This window comes from Thermoactinomyces sp. CICC 10522, from assembly GCF_016055075.1.
Lineage (GTDB): Bacteria > Bacillota > Bacilli > Thermoactinomycetales > Thermoactinomycetaceae > Thermoactinomyces_A > Thermoactinomyces_A daqus.
In genome coordinates this window covers 251217-268187 of record NZ_JAECVY010000002.1, presented here as the reverse complement: position 1 = coordinate 268187, position 16971 = coordinate 251217, and the positions used below count along the sequence as shown (strand labels likewise).

Annotated in this window: 18 protein-coding genes and 1 pseudogene; 14 read left to right on the top strand and 5 right to left on the bottom strand. The window is 49.8% G+C overall.

From position 1 onward, the window contains the following. The first annotated feature begins 72 nt into the window (after positions 1-72). Entirely contained in the window at positions 73-804 is a 732-nt protein-coding gene (locus I8U18_RS04825; RefSeq protein ID WP_198064519.1) for a metallophosphoesterase, read from the top strand. A gap of 134 nt (positions 805-938) precedes the next feature. Then, complete coding sequence (locus tag I8U18_RS04820; protein WP_198054991.1) at positions 939-2105, top strand: lactate 2-monooxygenase; 1167 nt, start codon at positions 939-941, stop codon at positions 2103-2105. Between the two features lie 98 nt (positions 2106-2203). Here I8U18_RS04820 and I8U18_RS18145 read toward each other — a convergent pair whose 3' ends face one another. Then, a complete protein-coding gene (locus tag I8U18_RS18145; RefSeq protein ID WP_052153851.1) occupies positions 2204-2497 on the bottom strand; it encodes a DivIVA domain-containing protein in 294 nt (97 codons plus the stop codon). 78 nt (positions 2498-2575) lie between these two features. Continuing rightward, the gene (gene hutH / locus I8U18_RS04810; protein ID WP_198054990.1) at positions 2576-4108 is read right to left on the bottom strand and encodes a histidine ammonia-lyase; all 1533 of its coding nucleotides are present in this window, start codon (positions 4106-4108) and stop codon (positions 2576-2578) included. Positions 4109-4329: 221 nt separating this feature from the next. Between hutH and I8U18_RS04805 the strand changes: the two genes are divergently transcribed. The 4 genes from I8U18_RS04805 to I8U18_RS04790 all read left to right on the top strand — a co-directional run bounded on the left by I8U18_RS04805 (position 4330) and on the right by I8U18_RS04790 (position 7096). Then, entirely contained in the window at positions 4330-4797 is a 468-nt protein-coding gene (locus I8U18_RS04805) for a hypothetical protein (RefSeq protein ID WP_033099159.1), read from the top strand. A 221-nt stretch (positions 4798-5018) separates the two neighbouring features. Continuing rightward, positions 5019-5570, top strand: a complete 552-nt coding sequence (locus I8U18_RS04800) for an NADPH-dependent FMN reductase (RefSeq protein ID WP_033099158.1) — start codon at positions 5019-5021, stop codon at positions 5568-5570. Between the two features lie 63 nt (positions 5571-5633). After that, a complete protein-coding gene (mntR, locus tag I8U18_RS04795; protein ID WP_033099157.1) occupies positions 5634-6065 on the top strand; it encodes a transcriptional regulator MntR in 432 nt (143 codons plus the stop codon). A gap of 53 nt (positions 6066-6118) precedes the next feature. Further along, positions 6119-7096 (top strand): patatin-like phospholipase family protein, encoded by a 978-nt coding sequence (locus I8U18_RS04790; protein WP_081943625.1) that lies wholly within the window; start codon positions 6119-6121, stop codon positions 7094-7096. 49 nt (positions 7097-7145) lie between these two features. Here I8U18_RS04790 and I8U18_RS04785 read toward each other — a convergent pair whose 3' ends face one another. The 3 genes from I8U18_RS04785 to I8U18_RS04775 all read right to left on the bottom strand — a co-directional run bounded on the left by I8U18_RS04785 (position 7146) and on the right by I8U18_RS04775 (position 9352). After that, complete coding sequence (locus I8U18_RS04785; RefSeq protein ID WP_033099156.1) at positions 7146-7406, bottom strand: hypothetical protein; 261 nt, start codon at positions 7404-7406, stop codon at positions 7146-7148. Between the two features lie 18 nt (positions 7407-7424). Then, positions 7425-8354: a DUF1385 domain-containing protein gene (locus I8U18_RS04780; RefSeq protein WP_198055136.1), complete on the bottom strand. Its 930-nt coding sequence runs from the start codon at positions 8352-8354 to the stop codon at positions 7425-7427. 125 nt (positions 8355-8479) lie between these two features. Next, positions 8480-9352 (bottom strand): LysR family transcriptional regulator, encoded by an 873-nt coding sequence (locus I8U18_RS04775; protein WP_198055135.1) that lies wholly within the window; start codon positions 9350-9352, stop codon positions 8480-8482. A gap of 226 nt (positions 9353-9578) precedes the next feature. On the opposite strand from I8U18_RS04775, the gene I8U18_RS04770 reads away from it, so the two are divergent. The 8 genes and pseudogenes from I8U18_RS04770 (at position 9579) to I8U18_RS04740 (ending at position 16957) form a co-directional block, all read left to right on the top strand. Continuing rightward, positions 9579-10172 carry a non-oxidative hydroxyarylic acid decarboxylases subunit B gene (locus tag I8U18_RS04770; protein WP_198054988.1) on the top strand — a complete coding sequence of 198 codons (594 nt, stop codon included), beginning with the start codon at positions 9579-9581 and terminating at the stop codon, positions 10170-10172. Beyond that, entirely contained in the window at positions 10162-11583 is a 1422-nt protein-coding gene (locus tag I8U18_RS04765; protein ID WP_033099152.1) for a non-oxidative hydroxyarylic acid decarboxylases subunit C, read from the top strand. The genes I8U18_RS04770 and I8U18_RS04765 overlap by 11 nt, the downstream gene beginning before the upstream one ends. Before the next feature lie 16 nt (positions 11584-11599). Next, entirely contained in the window at positions 11600-11830 is a 231-nt protein-coding gene (locus I8U18_RS04760) for a non-oxidative hydroxyarylic acid decarboxylases subunit D (RefSeq protein ID WP_033102370.1), read from the top strand. Between the two features lie 107 nt (positions 11831-11937). Continuing rightward, entirely contained in the window at positions 11938-12399 is a 462-nt protein-coding gene (locus I8U18_RS04755) for a pyridoxamine 5'-phosphate oxidase family protein (RefSeq protein WP_033102369.1), read from the top strand. A 173-nt stretch (positions 12400-12572) separates the two neighbouring features. Then, positions 12573-13499: pseudogene (locus I8U18_RS17700) on the top strand (PEP/pyruvate-binding domain-containing protein); the annotation flags it as partial. A 72-nt stretch (positions 13500-13571) separates the two neighbouring features. After that, positions 13572-15179, top strand: a complete 1608-nt coding sequence (locus I8U18_RS18140) for a PEP-utilizing enzyme (RefSeq protein ID WP_370589375.1) — start codon at positions 13572-13574, stop codon at positions 15177-15179. A gap of 244 nt (positions 15180-15423) precedes the next feature. Then, positions 15424-15861: a type II 3-dehydroquinate dehydratase gene (aroQ, locus tag I8U18_RS04745; protein WP_198064518.1), complete on the top strand. Its 438-nt coding sequence runs from the start codon at positions 15424-15426 to the stop codon at positions 15859-15861. 25 nt (positions 15862-15886) lie between these two features. Next, on the top strand, positions 15887-16957 hold the full coding sequence (locus tag I8U18_RS04740; protein ID WP_198064517.1) for a M24 family metallopeptidase: 1071 nt from the start codon (positions 15887-15889) through the stop codon (positions 16955-16957). The last annotated feature ends 14 nt before the right edge of the window (positions 16958-16971 follow it).

The following is a 16971-nucleotide window of genomic DNA, read 5'->3' as shown; positions in this document are numbered from 1 at the left end:
TGTTTGCAAAGATTAATGGTAACGATCACAATGGATGCGGTCCGAGACGAATACATAAGGGTGTGAAGCATTTTGGCTATTTATGCGCTAAGCGATCTTCATTTATCATTTAAAAGGGCGGTCACGCTGTATGATATAGATCCGGTGCAGGACATTGAAAAACCGATGGATCTCTTCGGTTGGGACCGACATTATGAGAAGGTCCGTGATCATTGGCTAAGGGTGGTCAGCCAGGATGATACCGTCCTCATTCCCGGAGATATCAGCTGGGCGATGAAATTGGAAGTGGCCCGCTTTGATTTCGGCTGGATCAGCCAGTTGCCGGGAAAAAAAGTGTTGTCCCCGGGCAATCATTGTTATTATGTGAGCAGCAAAAAGAAAGTGCGCGCTGCCTTGCCGGAGAGAATGGAATGGATCGATGCCGACTATACCCTGGTCGAGGGCAAGGTGGTGGCAGGAACACGCGGCTGGACATTGCCGGGGGACCGCTTTTTTAAGGAAGACGAAGACAGAAAGATTTATGAGCGGCAGGTGGGACGGCTGAGAATTGCTCTGGAAGCAGCGCAAAAAGATCATCCGGACAAAGAAAAGATCGTGATGCTGCATTTTCCTCCGATTACCAAAACATCGACGGAATCGGGGTTTTTGGATGTGATGAAGGAATTTGGTGTTCGGATGTGCATCTATGGGCATCTTCACGGCAAAGCGGGGGAAGATGCGATTCAGGGAGAAGTGGATGGCATTACCCTGCGGCTGGTCGCCTGCGATGCGGTCGATTTCTGTCCCGTCAAAATCCGGGATTGATCTGTGTATAAGGGAGGGTGAAATGCTCTCCTTTATTTTTTGCCTATGAATTCAGAATTAGTATAAAATTTTGTTTGGGCAGAGATCTTTCCTGTTTTGAAAGCTACTTGTCACAGGCAGAGGAGGAAGGTTTGATGCACTTTGGCAATCGGGTGCAGTTTGAGGTGTATCGCCGGTTTAAAAAAGCAAAATATCCTGTCCGTTATGAAGAACTTGTGGATAAAGCGAGAGACGTGCTGGAGGAGGGGCCGTTTTATTACGTGGAGGGAGGAGCCGGGGCAGAGGATACGGCACGTGCCAATCGCCGTGCTTTTCAAAAGTGGCAAATCGTGCCGCGAATGCTTCGGGATGTATCCAAACGCGATTTTCGCGTACAGCTGTTTGGACAAACTTATGATTATCCTTTGCTCTTGGCGCCGGTCGGGGTGCAGTCGATCATCCATCCCGAAGGAGAGCTGGGTGCGGCCAAGGCGGCAGCTGAACTGTGCGTTCCATTTGTCGCCAGCACTGCTTCCACTCATTCGCTGGAAAAGATTGCCCGGGTGATGGGCGATGCCCCCAGATGGTTTCAGTTATATTGGAGCAGGGATCAGGATGTGGCCGCGAGTCTTCTGGAACGGGCGGAAAGGGCGGGGTATGCGGCTATTGTCGTGACATTGGACACACCGATGATGGCATGGCGCGAAAATGACATCAATCAGGGTTATTTGCCTTTTTTGCTGGGAGAAGGAATCGGCAATTATTTGTCCGACCCCGCTTTTCGGGCGAAGCTTTCCAAGCCGCCCGAAACAGACCTTGAAGAGGCGATCCTTTATTGGGCACAGATTTTCGGAAATGAGAGCTTAACGTGGGATGATCTCCCTTTTTTGCGCAAACATACGCGATTGCCGATCTTGTTAAAAGGAATTTTGCATCCCGGGGACGCGGAACTCGCGCTCAAACACGGAATCGATGGCATTATCGTCTCCAATCACGGGGGACGGCAAGTGGACGGGGCGATCGCCGCCCTGGATGCGCTGGGGCCGGTTGTCGATGCGGTAAAAGGGAGAATTCCGGTTCTCATGGACAGCGGGATCCGTCGTGGCGCGGATATGATCAAAGCGCTGGCTCTGGGGGCGAGTGCAGTTCTGGTCGGACGTCCTTATGTGTTCGGCCTGGCGTTGGGCGGACAGGACGGAGTGCGGCATGTGGTCCGCAATTTGTTGGCTGATTTTGATCTGACCATGGCGTTGGCGGGCTTTTCCTCTCTGGCGGATCTCAACCGCTCCATTTTGGTGAAAGCGGATCAGCTGTTCCTTTGAACCTTTATTGCTCTGCCGGATTAAATCGAAAACCGCGATGAAGAACGGATTTCCTCTAAGAAATCCGTTCTTTTTCGCTTGTGGCCGATCCGATTCCATCAGCGATAATAGGGAGGGGCCGGGTAATCCGGGTTGATAGCAAGAGCTGAGAGCTGCTCACGCAAAAGGCGGTTTTCTTCTTTTAACTGCTGCACTTCATACAGCAATTGTTCCATCCATTCTTCCATCCGGAGGAAAAATTCCTGGTGATGAACCGACTCCTCATTTTGTTCAAATTCCAAATAATCTTTGATAATTTCGTCGAGAAATTCGTTTACATCATCGATATCATAACCGCGTTTCGCTCGTTTGAATTCTTTTCCGTGAATCTCTTCGGCCGTCAAGCGGGGCATACGGGAACCTCCTTAAACATTCTATTAAATTCATTATAGTATTTATATTCAAAACGGTAAATATTCTATTCGGCCCTGTTAGATCTGGAGATCCAGTCTTTCCGCAACCGCTTTAACCAGAGAACCGCTTTTGATCAGGTGAGCGGCGATGTTGATCTCTGCATGTCCTTCACGGTCATCGTCAAGCGGAGGAACGTGTCGGCGCAAAAGCTCCCGTGCAATCAGTGTTCCCCTTCCGCATGATTTGCTGGAAAATTCCAGTGCCTGTGCGGCACACAGGTATTCGATCGCCAAGACGTTGGTTACATTTTCTATGATTTTCAGGCACTTTCGCGCACTGATCGAACCCATGCTGACATGATCTTCCTGGTTGGCCGATGACGGAATTGAATCAACTGAAGCCGGATGGGCCAAGGTTTTGTTTTCCGAGACAAGTGATGCCGCCACATACTGCATGATCATATAACCGGAATGAAGCCCGCTCCTGGCCGATAAGAAGGGGGGCAGTCCGCTCAACTGCGGGTTGACGAGGCGTTCCGTCCGCCGTTCGGAGATATTGGCGATCTCCGCAAGGGCGATGGCGAGAAAATCGGTGGTGAGGGCCAATGGTTGTCCGTGAAAATTTCCGCCGGAGATCACTTCTCCTTCACTGGCAAAAATGAGCGGATTGTCCGTTGCCGCATTCATTTCCTGTACAATTGTCTTCGCTGCATAGTGATAGGCATCTTTGGAAGCTCCATGCACTTGAGGGATGCAACGTAAACTGTAGGCATCCTGCACTCTTTTCTCTCCCGGCCGGGTGGTTCGTCCGCTTTCCGCGAGCAAGGCCAGCATGTTTTTCGCTGTGACGATTTGTCCGTAATGACCCCGAACCTGCTGAATGAGCGGGTGAAAAGCATCGGGGATTCCTTCCAGCGCTTCCACGGTCATCGCGGCGATGATATCGGCTGCTTTCAGTAAGTTTTCCGCATAGAGTACAGCCAGGGCACCGATGCTGCACATCATTTGCGTACCATTGATCAGCGCCAGTCCTTCTTTCGCTTCCAGACGGATCGGTTTCATCCCCAGCCGGGCCAGCGCTTCTTTGGCAGGGATTCGATGCCCGTCGTGAATCACATCACCCAGGCCGATGAGAGGAAGACACATATGGGAAAGAGGCGCCAGGTCACCACTTGCACCGAGAGAACCCTGGGACGGGATCACCGGATGAACTTCGTGATTTAAAAGCGAGATGAGCATTTGCACAACGGACGGACGGATTCCGGAGAAACCTTTGGCCAGCGCGTTGATGCGGAGCAACATCGTCCCGCGCACCACTTCTTCCGGCAAAGGTTCACCGACACCGCAGGCATGGCTTTTCAGCAGATTGTGCTGCAAATTGTGCACTTCTTCCGGGGCGATCAAAACGTCACACAACTTTCCGAATCCGGTGGAGATTCCGTAAACTGCCCTTTCGTCGGAAAGTAATTTCGCCACATATTTCTGCGATGCCTCCATCCGTTCAATCGCGCAGTCGGAGAGTTCCACTGGTGCTTTGTTGAAAACAACTTCCGCAAATTGCTGGAAAGTTAAGCGGTCCCCGTAAATGAAAATGGCCGGTTTCTTCGTCATATTATCACTTTCCCTTTTTATTTAATTAGAGAATACAAGAGAAAGGAGGGTTAGGCGTTGGCCCGACCCTCCTTTCTTCAGAGCATCCTCTATAAACTTGTTTGCCTATTATTATAGGCAATCAAACGGGGGCACGTCTATCTTGCCGGATCACTTTTCACCGCAACAGAAAAAGATGCATAAGTTAAGAAAACGGGTTTAGTTGGGAGGTGTAGGAAAGCATGCCTTGCACCAACCGCAATCTTCTTAAAAACGGCAACTTTCGGAGTGGAATTTTCCCTTGGACGGGAACGGGAATCAAGTGGGTCAAGAACCCGTTTCAAGAAGGGGACGTTTCCGTTCTGATGAAAGGCAGTGCGACCAACCACGCAGTGTTAAAACAGACCATCCCGGGTGAGTTTGAAGAAGAATGTTCCTATTATTTGAATTTCCGCGTTCTCAATGTCACGTCCGGTGGTGGCGAAGCCATATTGTATGCCGCGGTATCCTATTTGGACGGGAGAAAAAATCTGATTCGCACAACACCGCTGTTGATAGAACCGCCGGCCGGCTCTTCCAGCTGGTATTCTTATTTTTCGATCGTTCCGCCTCCTCCTGCGAAAACGCGATTCGCCACTGTGGTCTTTTTGCTTGCGAAGGGAGAATTGCTGGTTGATTATATCCGTTTCGCTTCTCATTCCATTTCATGATTTTTTTCATTTTAAAAGCTGCCTGGCGGGTGGCTTTTTCTGTATGACTTCTCTTTTCATCCCCGGACTGCGCGGGGAAGTGATTGATCGTTTTTGTTTTTTTGTAGAAATGAGGAGACAAATTCGATATACTGTAACGTGCAAAACCATATTGATGTTTATGGGTATTTTATAAAAAAGACGATAAATACATATTTCCTGAAAAGAGGAGTGTGGACGGAATGAAAATATTAGCTGTTCCGGGGAGTTTGAGCACCAATTCGACAACCCATCTGGCTGTAGGCATCGTGGCGGAAGCGGCACGTAAGGCCGGAGCCGAGGTCGAGGTATTTGATCTGCGGAAAAACCCGTTGCCGATTTATGACGCTCGTTCGGATGAATCCACTTATCCCGACAATGTTCACTTGTTTAAGAAAAAAATGTTGGAAGCAGATGGATTTATCCTAGGTTCGCCCGAATACCACGGCAGCATCTCCGGGGTTTTGAAAAATGCCCTTGATTTTATCGGTGCACGCGAACTTGAAGGGAAATTTGTCGCTTTGGTGGGCACTGCCGGCGGGGCAATGGGGGCAACCAACACAGTCAACACTTTAAATATCATCTGCCGTACACTGCATGCCTGGCCTCTGCCCTCGATGCCGTCGGTTCCCCAATCTTATATGGCCTTTAATCCGGACGGAACCCTCAAGGATGAAAAATTGCAAAAGCGATTGGAAGAACTGGGGCAAAATCTGGTGGCCACAATCACACGCCATGGCGTTTTGACGCGATAAACCGCTTGAGACGGGAGGCATGGCATGGAGAATCAATTTTGGACGGATAGGGGGACCTCTTAAATGACGACACCGAGTATGGAAGATTACTTGGAGAACATTTACAAGTTAATTGAACAAAAGGGATACGCAAGAGTCTCCGATATTGCCGAAGCGTTGGAGGTACACCCCTCATCTGTCACGAAAATGGTGCAAAAACTGGATCAGAGTAATTATCTTGTTTACGAAAAATATCGTGGTTTGGTTCTGACCCCCAAAGGGAAAAAAATAGGAAAACGGCTGGTTGACCGCCATCATTTGCTGGAGGAATTTTTGCGGTTGATCGGCGTCAGCGAGGAACAGATTTACCATGATGTTGAAGGCATCGAACACCATTTGAGCTGGGATTCAATCACCTGTATCGAAAATTTGGTTCGGTTATTGGAAAATAATCCGGATTTGGTAAAACATTTGCATACAATAAAAGAAGCAGACGCTGATGATGAATCACGCTAACCCATGGACTCGTCCTTGGGTTTTTTCATTCATTTTTTGCTAGGAGGATGGGGATGGAAGGAAATGAGGTTTGGGCCGATGCTGTCTTTGAAGGCGGGGGAGTGAAGGGGATCGGGCTTGTCGGTGCCCTGTCTGTGGCCGAAGATCATGGATACAGATGGAAAAAGGTGGCCGGCACTTCCGCAGGGGCCATGATTGCGACGTTATCGGCAGCCGGATACACGGCGAAGGAATTGTATGAGATCTTGCTTCAAAAGGATTTTTCTGAATTTTTAATCCGGACTTGGTATGGGCGTATTCCCTATCTGGGACCGGCACTCAGCTTATGGATTAAGAAAGGATTTTATTCCGGCGATGCCCTGGAAAAATGGGTGGAGAAACTCCTTTTGCAGAAGGGGATTGCCACCTTCGATGATTTCGGGGAAGAGGTGCCTGTTCACCTGATCGCATCGGATATCACGCGCGGGCGTTTGCTCGTATTGCCACATGATTTGACGGAATATGGGTATGATCCCGGAGCATTTTCCGTGGCGAGAGTGGTTCGCATGAGTTGCAGCATTCCTTATTTTTTTGATCCGGTGAAACTGTTGCACAAACCGAGTGGAAAACCATGCTATATCGTGGATGGTGCAGTCCTGAGCAATTTCCCTGTCTGGATCTTTGACCGGGAAAATCCACGCTGGCCCACTCTCGGTTTTCGGCTTTTTTCACCGGATGAAAAAGCTTTTCACGAAATCGAGGGGCCGTTCAGCATGTTTATTTCCATTTTTTTGACCATGATGGATGCGCATGATAACCGCTACATTAAGGAACACGATGGGGTGCGGACGATTCAAGTGCCCACTTTGGGGATTAAATTAACTGATTTTTCATTATCGGCAGAAAAAAAGAGGGAGCTGTTTCAGGCGGGGGCCCGGGCAGCAGAGAGTTTCTTCAGTACATGGGATTACCGCAAACATTTGGCCGACCGCGCGAAAAAACAGGGGATTTCCTACAATCTGCGCCCTGGTGACAAGGCCGGAAACGGGTAAAAAACAGCCCTTATTCCGCAAGTCCTAGGCGGTATAAGGGCTGGGGAGTTTAATATTTTTTGTTTCCGTCAATCACCTGAAACGGCCTTTTCTTTTTGCGGGCTTTTTTGCCTTTGTTTTTTTTCGCGAGCGGTGGATGGGCAGAAGTGAATCTGAGCAACCACTGTGGGGGTGTCTTAAACAGGAAATAGATCAGCGCAATAATGATCACAGGCAGCAAAATCGAGAAGGGTGCCCTGATCAGCTGAACCACAAAACCGAGACCTGCCAAGCCGAGAATGAGGTAATGCCAAGCTTTGGCTGATTTCATTATCAACCCCACCCCTTTTTAATTAAATGCTGGCGTGGTGCGCTGAACGCCGTTGGCCAGGCGTGCTTCTGCTTGGGCGTCCAGTTCCCGCATGCGGTTAAACGCAGCAATTGCCACTTCCACCTGATCGTCGGTCGGCTCTTTTGTTGTCAATTTTTGCAACCAAAGTCCCGGATATCCGAGCCAGGCTAGAATCGGGATATCTTTAACGGCGTTTGTCATCCGTAAAAGCTCGTAGGAAAGGCCGATTACGAGCGGAATCAGCGCCAGGCGAATCAGGATGCGATCCCATACGCTATGGTAAGTGAAAAATGAGTAGAGGATGACACCGACGATGATCGAGAGAATGATAAAACTGCTTCCGCAGCGGTAATGAAGCGTGGAATGTTTTTGCACATTCGTTACGGTTAATTCTTCCCCTCGTTCAAAGGCGGTAATCACTTTATGCTCGGCACCGTGGTATTGAAAAACGCGCTTGATCAAGGGGGTAAATGAGATGCCCCAAAGGTAGGCAAGCAGAAGGATGGTTTTAATGGCTCCTTCAATTAAACTCTGCAAAAACATACTATGCACGAAACGGTCAAACAGGATGCTGGCGAGAAAGGCGGGCAGGGCTGTAAAGACCATTTTTCCGATGAGCAGGGACAAAATGCCGACCATGGCGACACCGAGAATCATCCCCCATTTGGAACTTGATTGATTCTCCTGTACGCTCTCATCGGCTGATTCCGCTTCCTCATCATGATCGCGTTCGAACATGTCAGATGCAAACTGCAAATGCTTTGCCCCGGAGGCACTGGCCAATACCAGAGCAACAATTCCACGCACAAGCGGAATTTTGCTTAACCACTTCAAGCCGGGTTGTCCTTGTTTTTTCACCTCAAAAAACTCGATTTCCCCAGTTTTTCGCCTCACGGCGGTCACTTGTGCATAACGGCCGCCAAACATCACGCCCTCAACGACCGCTTGCCCGCCATATGCTACAGGTTTGTCAGCCAATTTCTGGTTGCACCACCTTCATTTTATCTGGAAGGAACAAACATTTGGTGGTTTTATTCTAACATAAGGTGAAACTAAAACAAATGCAAAAACTCCTTGGCTGATCTGGATAAATAGCTGTTGGCTCTCCAAATGACAGCCGGTTCCATCACCAAAGGATCATTCTTGAAACGGAGAATTTTAAAATTGCCGAAAGGATTGAGTGAAAGCATGGACAAAGGGAGGATTGTTGCACCGAATCCGGCTGAGACCAGACTGAGCAGCATGGCGGAGTCATGGCATTCGCACAGAATATTCGGTTCTCGTTCCAAACGTTGAAACTCATTGATGATCTGATCATACAACCCTTTGCCGTGCAGGGGACGAAGCAGAATCAGGGGCAAGTCGGAGATATTGGCCAGTTCCGTATATGTGTCGTACGGAACCGTCCATTTTTCCGGCAAAACAAGAACACAGGGATCCGCTGGCAAAACGCGCTTTTCGATATTGCGCCCGGAAACCGAACTGGTGGCAATCGCGATTTCAATCTGCCGGCTTTCCAATAGCTCAAGCAAACGGGGAGACTCCCCTTCCCAAATGTTGAAGGTGAGAGCGGGATTGCGTTTCCGAAGGAGCATCACTTTTTCCAGCATCAAGGAAGCGCAATATATGGTGGACCCGACCGCCAGGGTTCCGCTGACCCTTTCCCTTAACTCCCGGACTTCCACAATGGCCGTTTCCAGATGATTGAGCGTTTCTTTTGCTCTTTTCAGAAACAGTTCGCCCTCATGGGTAAGCGTCAAGCATTTCTTTTTATTCCGTTCAAACAGAGTAACCCCCAGCTCCTCTTCCATTCTCTTCAGCTGCCTGCTCAGCGGAGGCTGTGCCATATGAAGCCGTCTCGCCGCACCTGTAATCGTTTTTTCTTCGGCGATGGCAACAAAATATTTTAACTGGCGAATATCCATTCGTTCTCCTTCTCTCCGTTCAGATGTCAGGATGGAGGTTGCCAACGTTCAAAAATCACTCCATCCCATTCTTGTATTTAATTAATCAACAGACCTCTTAGTATATACTTTAAAAGTATTATATGTATGTTTTTTAGATATTTCAAATATGGCAAAAAGAGGAGTATACTTTAAATTTGTAAAGGCTACTTTAAAAAAGCGTTGATTGATAGAAAGGAGGGGCGGGATGAGGATTATATTGGGGATGTCCGGTGCCACGGGGGCGATTTTCGGGGTGCGCACCCTTCAGTTGCTGAAAGAAGCTGGAGTGGAAACCCATTTGGTTCTCTCTCCGTGGGCCGCAGCGACCATCCGGTTGGAAACACCTTACTCGGTTAAAGATGTGGAAAAACTTGCGGACTATACTTATTCTTACAAGGATCAGGCAGCCAAAATATCGAGCGGATCTTTTCAGGTTGACGGGATGATTGTTGCTCCATGCAGCATGAAGACCCTGGCTTCCATCCGCATCGGGTTGGCAGATAATCTCCTGACCCGTGCCGCCGATGTCATTCTGAAAGAAAGAAAAAAGCTTTTGTTGATGACGCGGGAAACCCCTCTCAGTACCATTCATCTTGAAAATATGTTGGAACTGTCGCGAATGGGAGCCGTTATTTTCCCGCCGATGCCTGCTTTTTATAATCTTCCCAAAAAATTGGATGACCTGGTTGACCATATCGCTTTTCGGGCGCTTGATCAGTTTGGAATTCATCTGCCGGGAGCAAAGAGATGGGAAGGAATGCATTCGCAATCAAAGGGAGGGAATGAAGATGGCATATAAAGATTTGCGCGACTTTCTGGCGACATTGGAAAAAGAAGGGCAACTGCTGACGATCAGTGATGAGGTGAAACCCGAGCCTGATCTCGGGGCGGCAGCCCGTGCGATCAGCAATCTGGGAGATCAGACCCCCGCACTTTTGTTCAATAATATATACGGATACAAAAATGCCCGCGTGGTCATGAATCTCCATGGTTCTTGGCCGAATCATGCTCTGATGATGGGACTGCCCAAAAATACGCCGCTAAAAGAACAGTTTTTTGAGTTCGCCCGTCGCTACAGCCAATTTCCGGTTCCCGTCCAGCGGGAAGAAACCGCTCCTTTTCATGAAGTTGAAATTACGGAAAACATCAACCTGTTCGAGATTCTTCCTGTGTTTCGTCTAAACCAGGGCGACGGGGGTTTTTATATTGACAAAGCCTGTGTCATCTCGCGCGATGTGAATGATCCTGAGCATTTCGGCAAGCAAAACGTGGGGATTTACAGAATGCAGGTAAAAGGAAAAGACCGTCTGGGAATTCAACCGGTTCCGCAACACGATATTGGCATTCATTTGCGGCAGGCGGAAGAGCGGGGCGAAAATTTGCCGGTTGCGATTGCGCTCGGTTGTGAACCGGTGATTTCCACTGTTGCCGCCACACCGCTCTTATACGATCAATCCGAATATGAAATGGCCGGTGCCATTCAAGGAGAACCGTATAAGGTCGTCAAAGCGAAACTTTCCGATCTCGATATCCCCTGGGGTGCAGAAGTGGTATTGGAAGGGGAAATCCTGGCCGGAGTGCGTGAATTCGAAGGTCCGTTTGGAGAATTTACCGGCCATTATTCCGGCGGGAGAAGCATGCCTGTGATCCAGATCAAACGCGTGTACCACCGTAAAAATCCCATCTTTGAACATCTGTATTTAGGCATGCCCTGGACGGAAGTCGATTATATGATCGGCATCAACACGTGCGTTCCTCTTTATCAACAACTGAAAGAAGCGTTCCCGGAAGAAATTGTCGCAGTCAATGCCATGTATACCCATGGCCTCGTTGCCATTATTTCCACCAAACGCCGTTACGGCGGTTTTGCCAAAGCGGTGGGGATGCGGGCGTTGACGACACCGCACGGTTTGGGATATTGCAAGCTTGTCATCGTCGTCGACGAAGATGTCGATCCGTTTAATCTTCCGCAGGTGATGTGGGCTTTATCGACGAAGATGCACCCGAAACACGATGCCGTCATCATTCCGGATCTGTCGGTTCTTCCGCTTGACCCCGGCTCCAATCCGGCCGGCATTACGCATAAAATGATTCTTGATGCAACAACACCGGTGGCTCCGGAAACGAGAGGGCATTATTCCCAGCCGCTCGATTCTCCTTTGGGTACGGAGAAATGGGAGAAGATCCTGGGTGATATGCTTAGAAAGTAAAAAGGAGTGTGTAGCCATGCATACGTGTCCGCGATGTGAGTCGAAGAAAGCGGAAGTGGTGACCAAATCACCGGTTGAAGGGGCCTGGGAAGTATATCAGTGCCCGGTTTGCCTGTTTACCTGGCGTTCGTCCGAACCTGAAACGATCACGGATCCGAAAAAATACAACAAGGCGTTTAAAGTTGATCCTGCCGATGTTCCGCGTGCGACCAAGGTGCCGGCTGTACCGGAGCGGATCGTCAAATGATCTCCACTGGCGTGACAGCACCTTTGCGAAGAAGGTGACAGCCGGTGCAATGAAACGGGAAGCTCGCTGTTTCAAAAGCGATGCTGTTCAAGGAAAGAGTGAGAAAGATGGAAAATCAGAGGATTTCCGAAGAATTATGCCAGCTCTTCAATGGCCGGTCGCTTGAGGAGAAGCAGCATGAGGCCATGATGTTGCTGACTGTGACGGAAGATCTGTGGCCGCATATTGCCATGGTGAGTGTGGGGGAAATTCTGGCGCTTGACCGGACGCATCTGCGCCTGGCGCTCTGGCCTGGAACGACTACAACAGCGAATATCCTCCGCACAGGGAAAGCAACGCTTGTTGTTTTCTTTGCAGGAAAAGCGCACTATGTCCGGCTCTCTTTGAAAAGATTGCCCGAATTGCCGGGGGCCAGACACAAGCGGGAACGTTTTGCGGCGTCCGTTGTTTCCGCACGCGAAGATGTGGCGAAATACGCGGAGATCCGTTCAGGCGTCACAATCGATTTGAAAGATCCGGATGCGGTTCTCACCCGTTGGAGTGAAACGCTGGAGGAATTGGCCAAATAATAAAGGAATCAGGTTCGCCGAGAGTTGTTCTGTGACGAGACAGAGCAACTCTTTTTTCATGTACACGTCTTTGGGATATATCGCTTTACAATGGGATATCACTATATTAGGCTGAACATGAGGAAAGTAAGTACTTACCTTATTAAAGTTCGGGCTGGAAGGGGATATGTCGGGTGGATTCATATATTTTGTTTTTCGATCAGGTGGATCGATCCAGCCTTTCCGTTGTCGGAGGGAAAGGGGCAAACCTGGGTGAATTGACCAAGGCCGGTTTTCCGGTGCCGGACGGTTTTTGTGTGACAACATTCGCTTATCAGGATTTTATGGCCACAAGCCCGGAAATGGATGCAATGCTTGATGAACTGAATGCCGTAAACCCGAATGATTTACCACGGCTGCGGAAGTTGGGAGAGCGCATCCGCGCACATATCCGGCAATTGGACATCCCTGTCCGGTTGGCGGAGCAAATTGTTCAAGCCTGGGAAAAGGTCGGAAAAGAGTATGCTTATGCGGTTCGTTCCAGTGCGACGGCGGAGGATCTGCCTGCCGCTTCCTTCGCCGGCCAGCAGGATACTTTCCTGAACATCAGGGGACAGGATGAATTGTTGCGTCATGTCCGGAAATGCTGGGCATCTCTGTTTACCGACCGCGCAATTTCATATAGGTCCAAAAACGGCTTTGATCACCGCCAGGTTTATCTTTCGGTCGTGGTGCAGCGAATGGTGAATCCGGAAATATCGGGGATTATGTTCACGGCTGATCCGGCTTCCGGGAACCGCCAAATCATTTCCATCGATGCCGGTTTCGGCTTGGGGGGAAGCGATTGTATCGGGAATCGTCTCACCGGATTTATACAGGGTGAGAGCGGGACGGATCATCGATAAAAAATCGCCGAAAAGAAAATCGCGATTTTTTCCCTGCCGGAAGGGGGAACGGTGAAAAAGGAGTTGCCCCTTGACCAACAAAGACAGCAAGCGCTGACAGACGAACAGATCGTGCAGCTGGCTGACCTGGGAAAAAGAATCGAGGCCCATTTTGGTTCCCCGCAGGATATCGAGTTTTGTCTGGAAGACGGACGGATTTTTGTGGTGCAGAGCCGTCCGGTCACATCACTGTATCCCTTGCCGGAACTTCCGCAAGAGCCTCTGCATGTCCTGGTCTCATTCGGCTATATGCAAATGATGACCGATGCCATGAAACCGCTTGGGATCTCCGTAATGCGAACGGTTTTTCCGAAATCCGTTCTTTTGGAAGCAGGAGGACGTCTTTTTATTGATCCGACCGAATTGCTTCGCACCAAGCCGGGAAGAAGAATAGTGCCCAAAGCGTATGAGCAGTTATTCGATGAAGGACTCGCCCGGGCGATTGATGAAGTGATTCGGCGGCCCGAGTTTGAACGGGTTTCTCCCAGGCCGGGATTGATCAGACTCATGGTCCGGATGATGGTTCCCATCGTGAAAGATATATGGAAAAACTTGTGGAAGCGCGATCCGAAATCGGCAAAAAGCAAAGTTGAAAGCTTTATGGAGAAAAAGCAATCGGAAATCCGTGCAGAGTTGCAGGGGAAAAGCGGGGCAAGCCGGCTGGAAGCAGTGCAACATCAATTGGGCGTTTTGGGGAAGGAGATTGCCCCGAAACTCTTGCCATACGTCGCCTGTTATCCGATCGCCTTTCTTCTGTTGAAGAAAATGCTGGGGGATGTCAAAGAATTGCATCAATTAAATAAATCCCTCCCTGGCAATATCACGAGCAGAATGGGGCTGGAGATCGGCGATTTGGCTGATCTGGTGCGGGAATTGCCTGAGGTAGAAGCATATTTGCAAAAAGCAAACGACGCGACTTTTTATGAAGGGCTTTTACAAGTTCGCGGAGGAGAGCGATTCAAGGCAGCCTTTGCAGCTTTTATCGCCAAATACGGAATGAGATGCCCGGGGGAAATCGATTTGACAAGGCCCCGCTGGCGTGAAGCACCGACCCGGCTGGTTCCCGCCATCCTGGGACACATGCGCAGCGTGAAGCCGGGAGAACATCGGCATAAATTTATCCGTGGCGAACAGGAAGCCCGGGAAGCGGCACAGCGGATAATGGATCAGGTAAAGCAAAGCGGTTTTAAGTCCAAACGGGTTCGGCGTCTCATTGAGGTGTACCGCTATATGGGCGAACTGCGGGAGCACCCCAAATATCTGTTTGTTTCCATTCTGGATGAATGCAAAAAAGCGATCCTGGCCGAAGCGGAAGAACTGGTGAAGAAAGGAATTCTCAACGAGAAGGAAGATGCGTTTTTCTTTACTCTTGACGAGTTGATTCAACTGACAAAGGGAGAGTTTTATCGGGATATCTTCGCTTGTCTGGCCGATCGCAAAGAAAAATACGAATGGCATCAGACGTTAAAGCCGCCAAAGGTTATGACGAGCGAAGGAGAGGTGGTTACCCCTTCCCCGAGAAAAGGAGAGTTTCCCGGCGGCGCGCTGATCGGAACTCCCGCTTCTGCCGGAGTGGCAGAAGGAATCGCCCGGGTTGTCCTCAAACCGGAAGAAGCTCATCTGAACGAAGGAGAGATTCTGGTTGCCCCTCATACTGATCCCGGCTGGACTCCGTTATTCCAGTCAGCCAAAGCGCTGGTCACCGAAGTGGGCGGGTTGATGACACACGGTTCCGTCGTGGCCCGGGAATACGGAATCCCGGCTGTGGTCGGAGTCGACGGGGCGACCGGAAAGATCAAGGACGGGCAGAGGATTCGGGTGGACGGAAATCAAGGATTTGTGGAAATCTTAGCGTAAACGGCCGGTTGAATAGAAATCAATAGCGGGGTTAAACTATTATCTGAATCGAAGGTTCATACCCCTTTATTTTTCCTGTTCCCTCGTTGATCGGGGGAATTTTTCTGTGAAAGCGGGAATACCTCTCGACTGGCCGCTTCCGGAAGGCATGAATGTTTCCCGTCAAAAGAAGAGATTCTTCCTCCTGCTCTCCTTTCCCGTAATTTTGTGGTACAATGACGGGAGGAAGCGGGGAGGTGATAGGGTGGCGAAGGTGCTTGTTTTGCACGGTCCCAACTTGAACTTGCTGGGTAAAAGGGAGAAGCAGGTTTATGGTCAGACCAGTTTGACGGAGATTAATCGCCGATTGATCTCCATGGGGAGAGAGTGGGGACTGGATGTCGAATGTTTCCAAAGCAACATCGAAGGGGAACTGATCAATCAAATTCACGGTGCAGAGAGCCGATTCGACTACATAATTTTCAACCCGGGTGCCTATACCCATTACAGTTATGCTCTGCGCGATGCGATCACTTCCGTCGATGTTCCCGTAATTGAAGTGCACTTATCCAATATCCATGCCCGGGAGGCATTTCGGCATACTTCTGTCACTGCGCCCGTTTGCCGTGGACAAATTGTCGGCTTTGGCCCCTTGAGTTATGAATTGGCCCTGTCGGCAGTCCGGCAGTGGAGCCAGACCTAATCTGATAAAGAACGGGGTGAAACCAATGGAACAGAGGATTGACCGCTTGCGCACAAAAATGGCTGAAGCCGGTTTGGACAGCTTTTTGATCAGCAATCCGTATAACCGTCGCTACATATCCGGGTTTACGGGTTCGGCGGGCCTGGTGTTGATCACCGCTTCAGAAGCGATCTTGATCACCGATTTTCGCTATTTGACGCAGGTGAAAGAGCAGGCCCCCCATATGACATTGGTTCAGCACACGGGGGCGATTTTCGGGACGGTTGCCAAAGAATGTCAGAAACTTGGTGTGAAAAAACTGGCCTTTGAGCAGGATCATCTGACTTTTGCCGAGGCGATGAAGCTCAAAGCCACATTGGACGGAATCGAAACGGAACCGGTCAGCGGGATTGTTGAAGAAATGCGCATGATCAAAGATGCGGAAGAACTGAAGATCATCCGGGATGCCGCGAAAATCGTCGACCGCACCTTTGAAACCCTCATCGGGGAGCTGAAACCGGGGATGAAAGAAAAGGAGGTCGCTTTGCGCATTGAAGTGCTGATGCGGGAAATGGGAGCCTCTTCATCCTCATTTGAGACGATCGTTGCTTCCGGAAAACGTTCGGCGCTGCCGCATGGAACGGCAAGTGAGAAAAAACTGGAGAAAGGTGACCTGGTAACGCTCGACTTTGGCGCCTATTATCAAGGATACGCTTCCGATATCACGCGCACGGTGGTGCTCGGCAAACCGGACGGGAAACAAAAAGAGATTTATGATATTGTATTAGAGGCTAACAAACAAACCGTATCCGCGGTTCGTTCCGGAATGACCGGGCGCGAGGCTGATCGCGTCGCCCGTGATTACATCAGCAAACACGGGTATGGCGATTATTTCGGCCATGGAACCGGCCATGGGCTGGGCCTGGAAGTTCACGAAGCGCCGAGGCTTTCCACCATGGGTGACACGGTGCTCACCCCGGGAATGGTTGTTACCGTGGAACCGGGAATTTATCTCCCTGATTTTGGCGGGGTGCGCATTGAGGACGATGTCGTTGTTACGGAATCCGGCAATGAAGTGATCACCCATGCCAATAAAGAATTGATTATCATCGATTAGAGTTGGAGGATGCA

Bases quoted from the DNA above. Each gene is read 5' to 3' on its own strand.
- I8U18_RS04820 (WP_198054991.1), top strand. From the start codon at position 939: ATGCACTTTGGCAATCGGGTGCAGTTTGAGGTGTATCGCCGGTTTAAA.
- I8U18_RS18145 (WP_052153851.1), bottom strand. From the start codon at position 2,497: ATGCCCCGCTTGACGGCCGAAGAGATTCACGGAAAAGAATTCAAACGA.
- hutH (WP_198054990.1), bottom strand. From the start codon at position 4,108: ATGACGAAGAAACCGGCCATTTTCATTTACGGGGACCGCTTAACTTTC.
- I8U18_RS04805 (WP_033099159.1), top strand. From the start codon at position 4,330: ATGCCTTGCACCAACCGCAATCTTCTTAAAAACGGCAACTTTCGGAGT.
- I8U18_RS04800 (WP_033099158.1), top strand. From the start codon at position 5,019: ATGAAAATATTAGCTGTTCCGGGGAGTTTGAGCACCAATTCGACAACC.
- mntR (WP_033099157.1), top strand. From the start codon at position 5,634: ATGACGACACCGAGTATGGAAGATTACTTGGAGAACATTTACAAGTTA.
- I8U18_RS04790 (WP_081943625.1), top strand. From the start codon at position 6,119: ATGGAAGGAAATGAGGTTTGGGCCGATGCTGTCTTTGAAGGCGGGGGA.
- I8U18_RS04785 (WP_033099156.1), bottom strand. From the start codon at position 7,406: ATGAAATCAGCCAAAGCTTGGCATTACCTCATTCTCGGCTTGGCAGGT.
- I8U18_RS04780 (WP_198055136.1), bottom strand. From the start codon at position 8,354: ATGTTTGGCGGCCGTTATGCACAAGTGACCGCCGTGAGGCGAAAAACT.
- I8U18_RS04775 (WP_198055135.1), bottom strand. From the start codon at position 9,352: ATGGATATTCGCCAGTTAAAATATTTTGTTGCCATCGCCGAAGAAAAA.
- I8U18_RS04770 (WP_198054988.1), top strand. From the start codon at position 9,579: ATGAGGATTATATTGGGGATGTCCGGTGCCACGGGGGCGATTTTCGGG.
- I8U18_RS04765 (WP_033099152.1), top strand. From the start codon at position 10,162: ATGGCATATAAAGATTTGCGCGACTTTCTGGCGACATTGGAAAAAGAA.
- I8U18_RS04760 (WP_033102370.1), top strand. From the start codon at position 11,600: ATGCATACGTGTCCGCGATGTGAGTCGAAGAAAGCGGAAGTGGTGACC.
- I8U18_RS04755 (WP_033102369.1), top strand. From the start codon at position 11,938: ATGGAAAATCAGAGGATTTCCGAAGAATTATGCCAGCTCTTCAATGGC.
- I8U18_RS18140 (WP_370589375.1), top strand. From the start codon at position 13,572: ATGCAAATGATGACCGATGCCATGAAACCGCTTGGGATCTCCGTAATG.
- I8U18_RS04740 (WP_198064517.1), top strand. From the start codon at position 15,887: ATGGAACAGAGGATTGACCGCTTGCGCACAAAAATGGCTGAAGCCGGT.